General features: G+C 35.5%; 12 protein-coding genes. 5 read left to right on the top strand and 7 right to left on the bottom strand.

Translation table 11 applies throughout. The features are described 5' to 3' along the window. From mer to UIB65_RS09470, 4 genes are all read left to right on the top strand, one after another. The coding region (gene mer / locus UIB65_RS09485) for a 5,10-methylenetetrahydromethanopterin reductase (protein ID WP_330041183.1) at positions 1 to 954 on the top strand (954 nt) is incomplete at its 5' end. A gap of 139 nt (positions 955 to 1,093) precedes the next feature. Continuing rightward, complete coding sequence (locus UIB65_RS09480; RefSeq protein WP_330041181.1) at positions 1,094 to 2,176, top strand: archaeosine biosynthesis radical SAM protein RaSEA; 1,083 nt, start codon at positions 1,094 to 1,096, stop codon at positions 2,174 to 2,176. Positions 2,177 to 2,217: 41 nt separating this feature from the next. After that, positions 2,218 to 2,700: a DUF308 domain-containing protein gene (locus tag UIB65_RS09475; RefSeq protein WP_330041180.1), complete on the top strand. Its 483-nt coding sequence runs from the start codon at positions 2,218 to 2,220 to the stop codon at positions 2,698 to 2,700. A gap of 28 nt (positions 2,701 to 2,728) precedes the next feature. Further along, positions 2,729 to 4,006: a cytidyltransferase gene (locus UIB65_RS09470; RefSeq protein ID WP_330041178.1), complete on the top strand. Its 1,278-nt coding sequence runs from the start codon at positions 2,729 to 2,731 to the stop codon at positions 4,004 to 4,006. On the opposite strand, the gene UIB65_RS09465 is transcribed toward UIB65_RS09470, so the two are convergent. From UIB65_RS09465 to UIB65_RS09440, 6 genes are read right to left on the bottom strand one after another with little or no spacing between them, the layout of a single operon-like run. After that, positions 3,993 to 4,730: an NAD(P)-dependent oxidoreductase gene (locus UIB65_RS09465; RefSeq protein WP_330041177.1), complete on the bottom strand. Its 738-nt coding sequence runs from the start codon at positions 4,728 to 4,730 to the stop codon at positions 3,993 to 3,995. The genes UIB65_RS09470 and UIB65_RS09465 overlap by 14 nt on opposite strands. Before the next feature lie 9 nt (positions 4,731 to 4,739). Next, complete coding sequence (locus UIB65_RS09460) at positions 4,740 to 5,600, bottom strand: ARMT1-like domain-containing protein (protein ID WP_330041176.1); 861 nt, start codon at positions 5,598 to 5,600, stop codon at positions 4,740 to 4,742. A 2-nt stretch (positions 5,601 to 5,602) separates the two neighbouring features. Next, positions 5,603 to 5,806, bottom strand: coding sequence for a MoaD/ThiS family protein (locus UIB65_RS09455; RefSeq protein WP_330041175.1), 204 nt, complete (start codon positions 5,804 to 5,806; stop codon positions 5,603 to 5,605). Continuing rightward, positions 5,807 to 6,727 carry a TIGR00269 family protein gene (locus UIB65_RS09450; RefSeq protein WP_330041173.1) on the bottom strand — a complete coding sequence of 307 codons (921 nt, stop codon included), beginning with the start codon at positions 6,725 to 6,727 and terminating at the stop codon, positions 5,807 to 5,809. Positions 6,728 to 6,737: 10 nt separating this feature from the next. Continuing rightward, complete coding sequence (locus tag UIB65_RS09445; protein WP_330041172.1) at positions 6,738 to 7,892, bottom strand: VWA domain-containing protein; 1,155 nt, start codon at positions 7,890 to 7,892, stop codon at positions 6,738 to 6,740. 1 nt (position 7,893) lies between these two features. Next, entirely contained in the window at positions 7,894 to 8,748 is an 855-nt protein-coding gene (locus UIB65_RS09440; RefSeq protein WP_330041171.1) for a MoxR family ATPase, read from the bottom strand. 126 nt (positions 8,749 to 8,874) lie between these two features. Between UIB65_RS09440 and UIB65_RS09435 the strand changes: the two genes are divergently transcribed. Continuing rightward, the gene (locus UIB65_RS09435) at positions 8,875 to 9,261 is read left to right on the top strand and encodes a hypothetical protein (protein ID WP_330041170.1); all 387 of its coding nucleotides are present in this window, start codon (positions 8,875 to 8,877) and stop codon (positions 9,259 to 9,261) included. 2 nt (positions 9,262 to 9,263) lie between these two features. Here the strand turns inward: UIB65_RS09435 and UIB65_RS09430 are convergent, their stop codons facing one another. Further along, positions 9,264 to 10,868 (bottom strand): dihydropteroate synthase-like protein, encoded by a 1,605-nt coding sequence (locus UIB65_RS09430; RefSeq protein ID WP_330041168.1) that lies wholly within the window; start codon positions 10,866 to 10,868, stop codon positions 9,264 to 9,266. Positions 10,869 to 10,924: the final 56 nt, after the last annotated feature.

Below are 10,924 nucleotides of genomic sequence, written 5' to 3'. Positions count from 1 at the left end.
GGTATAGAATTCGTACCTCAAATACCTTTAAAAGAACTCGTAAGATTAGTAAAAATAGCAGAAGATGTCGGTTTTGAATACGCATGGATCACTGACCACTACAACAACAAAAACGTATACGAAACCTTAGCATTAATTGCAGCTGAAACTGAAACCATTAAAATGGGTCCTGGTGTAACCAACCCATACGTAAGAAGCCCTGCAATTTCCGCATCTGCAATCGCTACTATCGACGAAATTTCAGAAGGAAGAGCAACCTTCGGTATTGGTCCTGGTGACAAAGCAACTTTCGATGCTTTAGGAATTGAATGGACTAAACCTGTATCCACTATCAAAGCAGCAATCGCTGACATTAACACCTTATTAGCAGGTGAAAAAACTGAAGCTGGAGCAGCTTTAGGTGGAGTTAAAAAAGTACAAGATGCAATCCCTATTTACATGGGTGCACAAGGACCTAAAATGTTAGAAACCGCTGGAGAAATCGCAGACGGTGTATTAATTAACGCTTCCAACCCTAAAGATTATGAAGCAGCTATGCCAATGATCAAAAAAGGTCTTGAAGCAGCTGGTGGAGACAAAGCATTCGACGTAGGTGCATACACTGCAACCTCTATCGGACCAGACTCAGACGCAGCTAAAAACGCAGCTAAAATCGTAGTTGCATTTATTGCAGCAGGTTCACCACCTCCAGTTATCGAAAGACACGGATTACCTGATGGATTCAACACCCAAATGGGTGAATTCTTAGCTAAAGGTGACTTCGGTGGAGCTATTGGTGCTGTAACCGATGAAGCACTCGACGCATTTTCCGTATGTGGTACTCCTGATGAGTTCATCCCTAAAATTGAAGGCTTAGCTGAAATGGGCGTAACTCAATACGTAGCAGGATCCCCTGTAGGTAAAAACGTAGAAGAATCCATTAAATTATTAGGAGAAGTAATCGCAAGTTTCTAAACTTGCTACTTTTTTCTTTTTTTATTTTTTTAACCCCATATACACAACTTAATAACATACTGTTTTTGTAACACAATTTTTAATTATAAAAAAGCCCTAATTATATAATATTACATTTAATTATATTGCAGGTATTATAATGGAAATTGAAAATTTATGTAAAGAAATCAGACAAAGGGCTTTTGAGCGAAAAGATCCAAAAACTCCAGAACAAGTGGGAGCCAGTTGGTACAATGATGACCTAACTTACAGTGGCGTTTCAAAAACATTATTCATCATATTGCCAACACCAGGTTGTGCATGGGCACTTGGTGACAGTGGAGGATGTACAATGTGCAGCTATGTGTCAGATTGCACTCTGGAGCCTATCGATACACAAACAATTCTTAGAATTTTTAACGAACACCTACAGAGACATCCAATAGCTGAGGAAGATAAAATTTCAGTTAAACTCTTTGCATCAGGCAGCTTCCTAAACCCATATGAACTTCCTAAAGATGCCCGTGACGAAATTTTAAAAACCCTGGTTGACCTTGGAAATGTTAAAGAAATTATCGTTGAGTCAAGGCCAGAATATGTAAAAGAGGACGTGCTTGATGAAATTTTTGAAATTATAGGAGATACATTATTTGAAGTAAGCATTGGCCTTGAAACTTCAAATGATTATACACGACTTAATAAAATCAATAAAGGGTTTACAAAAGAAGACTTTGCAAATGCAGTCAGATTAATGCAGAACTTGTCTAAAAGTAAAGGATATAATTTGAAATCTAAAGCATACATCTTTGTAAAGCCTATTTTAATTTCTGAAGCACAGGCAATTGATGAATCGATAGAAACTGCAAGATACTGCGATTCAATTGGAGTAAACAGACTTTCATTTTGTCCTGCAACAATTCATGGAGGAACAGTTATCGAAAGATTATGGAGGCAAGGGGCATATCAGCCACCATGGATTTGGTCATGTATTGAAATAATCAACACAGTTAGAGATGAAATTGACATACCTGCACTTTTAGACACTTCAGGGTTTGGATCAAGACGTGGTCCGTACAACTGTAAAAAATGCAATAAAGATTTAAAGCATATGATAATAGCCAATAATTTAACACAAAGCAAAATAGAATATGAATGCGAATGTAAAAATGAATGGTTGGCAGAAATAGAAAATAGTGACATGAATTCATCAACCGTTGAAATAAAACACATCCCATTATATTAAATAATTTAAATATTAAATACTTATTAGGAGGAAACATAAATATGAAAACTAAATTTATTAGTTTATTAGCCATCATTCTAGGATTAATCGTTATCATATTCCCGGCAATGGGAATTATTGGTGTTAATGGCTTAATCAGCTTATCAGTATTATTGATATCTGTCTACCTGCTTGTTGTTGGAACAAGCATAATCGATTACAATAAAACCGGAGCAATATTGGATATATTCCTGGGATTGGTACTGCTGCTGTTAAGTATCTTTTTAATATACAATCCTTCATTTCTTGGAGCAATATCCGGACTGACACTGTATATTGCCGGAATAATATTGATTGTTGTTGGACTTGTTACTTTAATCAATAACCGCACCACAAGATATGGATTTTACATAGGAATAGCTGGAGTGGTTCTTGGATTATTATATCTGATTATTGGAACATTTATTGCTGACCCTACTGTTCTTGGTACATTAATCGGAGCATGGTTAGTGATTAGCGGTATTTTAAAGTTAATGGATGGTTAATGACCATCCTCATAATTCTTTTTTTTTGGTGTTTAATTTGATTGGAATTAGTGCTGATTTTGACCCCGTTCATAAAGGTCATGAAAAATTAATCAAAGAAGCTCTTAAAATAGCTGAAAGTGAAAACAAAAAAGTGGTCGTTTATCTGAATAAAGGCTTTAGTGCAAATCACGCCCCTTTTTTTGTGAATTTTGAAGCAAGACGTGAAATGGCATTAGCTTTGGGAGCAGACGAAGTCAGATCATTTGAAGGTCTTCACCACAGACTAATATTATCATATAGTGTGCCCATAAGACTTAAACAGATGATTGATGATGGCGTGACTGATTACATCACCTCTGCAAGCATCAGTCTTGATGAAATAAAATCAAAAGCCCAAAAATTCATTGATGAAGGCAACTTTGTCGGAATGCCAAAGAATTACACAAACAGAAATGAAATTCGATGGTATGCATTGAATGAATTTCTCGGCTCCAAACTGGATTTCCATGTTGTTAAAGAATTAAAAAAATCCGAATATTCCGGAAGACTAATCCGGCAATCCATTATCGATAACGGCATGGTGATACCTTCAAAAGTCTATAAATTAATACCAAAAACAACAGCGGAGATTCTTGAAAGGGAAATAGCGCTCGGAAATGTGCCCGGAGAAAGAGATTGGGACGGCATTTATAAAAGAATGAACACATATTCACGTGGAAACCTTGAAAATATAGCTTATCTGAATGGAAAAACAATTAATGAAATTATCAAAAGAAGAGTTTACAGAGACCCCGAATCCATTTGGGCAGTTTTTAGAAGATCCGACTATGGTCCTGTAATGACCAGATTGGCAATTAGTTCAATTGAAATGGAAGTTACAAAAAAAGAAGTAATGGAATTGATGAAATATTACGAATCACAGGGCGTGATTCCCGAAAATCAGAAAGTGCAAAAAGTCATTGACCGGGCATGGTATGTTGCAAGCATGGTCGATGAAGGCATCCCTGCACGTGAAGCCAATGAAAAATTCAGAAGTCAAAACATTACCGTTGATGCGCCATTGAAATTGGAAGCAGGATTGAATTTAACCAAATTCGAAACAAAAATTACAAAAGCAGGCATCAATACAAGTTTATATGTCGACAAGAAAGGCAGAATATCAGTTCAATTCAAAAGTGAAGGCAAAAAGATTAAAACCAATCTCAGACTGCCTGCACGCGAAGTTACCTATTTAAGATATATTATGGATTCCCATTTCATACCAGTTGGCGGAATGATTAAGCAAGCAAAAAAAGGATTTAAAGTTGAAGTTACAATAGGATGAACTTATCCAATGCAGCTTTTACCATAATCAATTCATGTTCATTAAAGCAATCAATAACTTCATTTAACTCTTCACTTTTTCTTTTAGAACTTTTTAAAGTGTTATTGATTCTTGATAATGACCTGTCTTTAAAATCATCACCTTCAGTCAAAGAGATTATGTCAAAAAATTCATCTTCAAGGTTATGCTCTTGAGCAATTTCATAGCTTTCAATTAAAATCGCAGTAATGGTTTTTGTATAGCTGCTTCTAAGGAGCTTTAAACGGGCAACATCACCAACATTTTCGCTTATGATTCTAATATTGAAAAAATCTTTTAGGAACAATAAGTTATTGGCTGATTTGCCGGAAATATAAACCATAGGATTATTGGAGTCAATTTTTCCGATGATTGCACCATCCACCATATTTTTAACACAACTGTTGATTTCTAAAGTAGTTTCAGGAGATATGTTATTCAAATCAAGATATATGCCATTACAATATTTTCCATACTTTTTAGCTACTTCAACAGAAGATTTTGGAGATGTTGCAGAAATTAAAATATCCGATGAAACGGCCACATCCCTAAAAGTTGGCAAAACATCAATGCTGAACTCATCGATGACGTTTGACGTTGACTGTGACCTGCTCTCCTTTGAGGTGACAAATTTAATATCCTCAGATTTGATTAAATTAACCAGATTTTGAGAAACTTTTCCAAATCCAATCAAGCCTATAATCATAAAATCACATTACTTTTTAAAAAGAAGCATATCCCTTAAATTAACGCCAATATCACGAGCTATTGTATTACATTTAGCGCACAATAAAAAATAGATATCCTTATCACTCAAATCTATTTCAGTTAAACCTTCATAATTTCCCATTCCTTTGGATATTATGAAGTTATGGGAATCAAATATTTCACGAAACTCGTCTGAAATTTCGCTGTCAACATATCCTACCGTCCCGGCACCTATTTCAACGATTTCGCCAAATTCATCAAGTCCCGCTTCAAGGGCTTCCTTCATGCAGGCATCATTCAAGATAGGTTCTGATTTAACGGCAATTGTAATGTCGACATCATACTCCTTAATTTTAGCCATCAATAGTTTATCAAAAACAATCTCTCCGGTGTTGTCCACAAGATATAAAACCTTATCATGTTTTTTAAGAGAATCTTCAAATTCTTCAACATCCTTAACGGCCAGTTCATTGTCAAGAGATTCCTGAATGATTGCATCAATATCATCATCCAATGTAAATGCTCCAAAGTCTAAAATGTTTCCTATGATGGCTATTTTTACATAATTTTCCAAGCTGTCATTCTCTTTAAGTATGTTTTTCACATCAGGCAGATACTTTAAGGCAATTTCATTGCCCTGAATTTTTTCCCTACGGTATGGGTCTTCACAACCGGTTTTGCTTTTGATGATGTTGTGCATTATTGAACCTGTTTTATTGGAATTGGTATCCTTTGAAAAGTTATCGGCTAAAAAATCAAAAATATCATTCATAATTTCGATTTTAAGCAATTCATCATCACAGGACAAATCCATAGCTTCACGAGCTTGCCTTAAAAAACAAGGCCCACATTCATAACTGATTTTCAAGATTATCCCCCATAAATTATTTGAACCAATTGGATTTCATCGCCGTCATTAATTACAGTATCCTCAATTACAAGTTCTCCATTTTGCTTGGACACCATGGTCTGTGCAGACACTTCCAATTCATTCAATAAATCTTTTATAGTATAATCATCACTAGGAATTTCCCTTTCTTCATTGATATCTTTATATTTTAATGTAAATGGCATTTAATCACAACCTAACTCTTCTAAAAAGGAACATGCTTTGCATAGCCTATTTGATGAAGGTTCACCACATCTTTCACATCTTCCATGATCATAATCCTTTACAAGTTCATTTTTAAGAATTCCCTTAATTTTATCATATCCCCTCAGTGTGGAATACTTTATTGTTGGATGCTTTTCAGCCAATTGGTTGATTACTTCGGAAACTTCTCCCCTGAATGACTGCATTGCATAAGGACAGCTGTCAAAATGAACTTCCAACTCTTTGGCAACAACATAAATTCCAATTTCACGTTCTGGAATTTCACGAAGAGGTTTGATTTTTACAGTGAACTCTTCTGCTTTTGATTCAGTTTTGGCACCCAACTTTGTCAGGTTATCCATATTCCCCTCAAGATAATTCATCATGATTGCCTGGACCTCATCATCCAGATTGTGACCTGTGGCGATTTTTGTGGCCCCCATTTCACGGGCAGCCTTGTTAATGACTGTTCTTCTGAATACGCCACAATAACTACATGATCCCTTATGATTTTCCTTTTGCATTATCTCGTCTAAAGTAATTCCATACTCATCTTTAAGGGAAACCACCTTATGTTCAATTCCAAGCCGTTCGGCATGCCTTGTGGCAATGTCCACACCATCCTGACGGTAATTGTCGATTCCTTCATCCACAGTTACAGCACATATGTCGATGACATTCATTTCACGAAAGCTATTCAGAATTTCCAATGTGGTTACACTGTCTTTTCCACCTGAAAGAGCTACTAAAACCTTATCTCCCCTATCCAACAATTTTTCTTTTCTGACAGTTTTAATAACTTTTTTTTCAATTGATTCAATAAAACAGTCCTTGCACAACAATTGGCCGGACTGCTCTCTTTTAATAATGACTTTAGGATTACCGCATTTACTACATTTCATTTTATACTACCTACATCTGCTCTACAAAATGAGCCAGTTGGTTTAAAGTGTTCACTTCATAAACCTGTGCACCAGTTTCCCTATATAATGACACGCAACTATCCACCACATCCCATTTGTTTCTGTCTTCTGGATTCAATATAACAACCTTTTTTGAGTCCCTTACAATTTCTTCAAGAACTTCCACGCTTGCAGGTATTCCATTTCTTTTTGGACCTGCCCAATCCCTGCAATCAGACAGAATAATTACATATGACTTATTATTTATTTTCGCCATATCCTGAAAACGTGTGAATGCAGAGTACATGTCTGAAGTTCCGTGAACCATCATATTCTTAACCCTTAAATCCTTAACTTTGACAAAGGAATCTATCAGATATTCCTCTTTTAAAGCCTGAGTAGTTTCAATAACCTTGTTGTCAAATTCGAATGTTCTTGACTTTTTAAATGCCATCTGCGCTGAAAACATCAGCATGAAAAACCAACTGCTTATCCATTCACATGATCCGCTGATGTCATTCAAGAACAGGTGTTCGTTCTTATGTGGCCTTGGCTTTGCTTTGACAAGTTCAAAAGGAACACCACCGTATTTCAAATTGGCTCTGATAGTTCTCCTGATATCAATCTTGTTGGAACTGGTTTGAACTTTTCTTCTTGAGCGCTTATTGGCTATCCTTTTACCCAATCTCTGACAGATTTCAAGCATGCGGGGGTCGAACCTATTGAGTTTTGTCAAATCCTTGTTCATCAGTTCCCCATCTCGTTCAAGCTGTTTAACCTCATCCAAAAGAGGCTGGCCAGACAGCATCTTTAGCTTTTCATTGTTGATTCTTTCCTTATTGAGTTTTCTGTAAGCATTGTTCTGTTTTTTGATTATGTACTTATTGGATTTTGGGCCGGCACCCTTATAAGCAGTTCCCCTCTTTTCTTCCTTAGGAGTTTCCTTTTTGACTTCCTTCTTGAATATTTCATCAAAAACCTTATCAAATTTGGGAATGTCATATTTGTCCTTGACATATACTGCCATTAAAGACCTTTTCAAAAGCATCCTGTCGGTTTCGCCAAAACTCATATGGATTTGAACCGCCGATTGTGTGCTTCTTACACTTACCGGCAAACCCTGCTGTCTAAGCTGGTCAGATAACTTTGCAATTTTATTTATCATTTTATCTTTTGTTCAGAATATCCTTAACAACTCTCTTTTTATCGCTTTCATTTTTGATTGCCACACCAATACTGTCATTTAGAGACTTGTCCATATTTTTTGTACCTAAATTGGAAACAGACTTTACCCAATCGACAGTACCTCTCACAGACGGTTTTTTCATAAGATTAAGATTACGTATATCATGAACCAGTTTCACAATAAGGGATACGGTTTCATCATCCGCTTCAGGTATCTTTGATTTGACTATCTCGATTTCCCTTTCCACAGTAGGGTAAGGTATGTATAAAAACAGACATCTGTCTTTGGTTTCATCAAGCAAAGACCTTTGGGAATTGGATGTTAATATAACAATTAAATCATTTTCCAGATGAAATGTGCCCAAATCGTTGATTGTTATTTCCTGTTCTCCCAAAGCCTGAAGTAAAAAACTTTCCACCTCTTCATCAGCCTTATCTATTTCATCAATCAAAAGAACGGAATCCTTACTGTTTAAAAAAGCATTAAGCAAAGGCCTTCTTATGAAAAATTCTTCATCAAATATTTTATCTTCACCGTTTGAATCATTTTTTGCAGCTTCCAAATGCAATAACTGCTTTTGATAATTCCATTCGCCCACAATCTGTTCAAAGGTAATGCCTTCATAACATTGTATCCTAAAGAAATCCCTATCAAAAGTTTTAGCAATTACTTTAGCCAATTCTGTCTTACCAACTCCAGGCGGACCTTCGATAAGCATTGGCTTTCCAAGAAACAAAGATAAATACAAAGTTGTTGAAATTTCATCATTAGAAACATATTGGGCGTCCAATAGCTTTTTATCAATATCATCAATTGTAATATTTTCAACTTGCAATGTCTAACCTTCATAGAATTTAATTATAAATAAGGTTTAATTATGAAATAATATAAACTTTATGTAACAGTTTTATAAAATATGAAATAATAAATAATATATGACTATCAAAAATGGAGGTTGAATATGAAACGTGAAGATATGATTATCATTGCATTAGTTGTCCTCATATTAATCGTTGGTGGCGTTGCAGCATATGTTACTGGATTTGGAATACATGCCAATAATGACCAAAAGGTAAACATGACCAATACCAGTTTAAACAAGACAAATACAACAAAGAATATTACTGCAAACACAACAAGTGATAACACACAAGATAGTTCTCCAGATTCTGGCCGTGACGTGGGAATGACCGCTCCAAACAGTGATTCAAGCAGTGATTCAAGCAGCAGTTCATCCTATGCTGAAACTGGAAGCAGTGAATCATCACAGTCTGAAAGTGTTTCAAGCGAATATACACCACAAGCAGGACAATCTTCAGACACCTACGATCCAACAGACTTTGATTAAAACTAATTTTTGAATTCATCAGGATTTTTGAATAATTCAAAATCCTGAACATAATCTTTTCCAGTAATCATCGCTATTTCTGCTTTTTTAAGTTCCGAACCCAAATAAGCTGCATGTTCCATCCGTGTAACCAGCTCTTTTGAAATGATTTCTTCATAAATTTCTTTTGCAGTGCTGCCACTTATTACCAAATCGGCCTTGTTCTTTTTAAAATGAGTTGCAATGATTCGGCTTTCACTAACGGTTGTTCCATAATCCACACTTATTTTGAAACTTCCTGCCTTGTCTCTGATAAATTTCATCGGTTTTGACTGTCTTATTTCAGGAATTTCATCCAATTCATTTACGATAACATCATTCCTTTTATGCTTGTCTTTGAAAACAACCATATTGATTCCCAAATCCTTAGGGATTGATTTTCTATTTTTTGCAAGAAACATCATTTTTGATGCTGTGGAAAGTTCATAAACACTGCCCCTTGTCTTTCCACTTTCTTCAGGAGTGAAAAGAATGCTGACGCCCAGTTCCATACCAATTCCCGCAAGCAATACATTGACACCTCCAGAATCGGCATCCATTAGCTCGGTTACATTCCCAACACCGAAAAACATTGGTGCTTTATTGGTTTTGTGGAATTCATGACATGCTATAATCGATTCAACAATGCTGGAACTATTGACCGGGTCCAAAATCAAATCAGCAACATATCTTAAACCTTCAGTATCCTTGATTAATTGATGCATCGATTCGACACGTTCAAGAGGAGTTTTGGGAGAAACGCCCTGTGAAAAATTAGTGGGAAGCAAAACTGCGGGAATATCTTTTTCTATCAGAATATCTTTAATTTCCGAATTATTACCCAAATCAAGGCTTAAAACAAAGTCAATCCCATTTTCAGCAGCAACCTTAATTTCTTTAGGATTCAATGTATCTATACTTAATGGCCTGTCCCCAACAATTGGCCTTAAAGTTTCAATCAATTCAGGAATCTTATCAGAAAAGTCTTCACCTGCAGCCATACCAATATCTATCATGTCTGCACCAGAATCAACGAAGTACTGGCATTTATTGATTAATGCCTCTTTGGATAAGAAGGGAGCATTTGCTATTTCGGAAAGTACCCTCATAGGAAAATCTTCGCCGACAGGAAGATTTCTGATTAAAATATTATTCGGTTTTTCAAGAAGCTTATCAATAGTCTCCTTATCATTTTCAAACTCTTCAATGAATTTAAAAGCTTCATGCCTTTTTTCTTCTTCAATAAGTTTATCTGCAGGTTTATCTTCAGAAAGATCAATATTTCCTATCAGATTTAAAACCATTGCCAAATCAGCGCCATCCGTAGACCCCTTAAATGTTGGAATCCCAAGTTCCTTTGTAATTTCCTTTGTTCCTTTTTTAATCAATCCAGGAACCAGAATCATGTCGATTTCATTTAATTGATTTGAAAAATTAGTTTTAACTTCCTTTATTATTTGTCTAGGAGTTAAAAATGCAGCCACTTGAGTATTGTCCGCAATATGTACAATTATATCTTCTTTTGAATCTGAAACAACATCTTTAATTAAAGGATATGCTAACTCACCAGTAATTATTAAAACTTTCATACTACTACCCACAGATTTTCTAATAATATTTATACATATATTTATTATATTAACCC

The sequence above is a fragment of the Methanobrevibacter sp. genome (assembly GCF_036307625.1).
In the GTDB taxonomy this organism is placed as follows: domain Archaea; phylum Methanobacteriota; class Methanobacteria; order Methanobacteriales; family Methanobacteriaceae; genus Methanocatella.
Note: the sequence above shows the minus strand (reverse complement) of the source record. Positions and strands in the feature narration are given on the sequence as shown.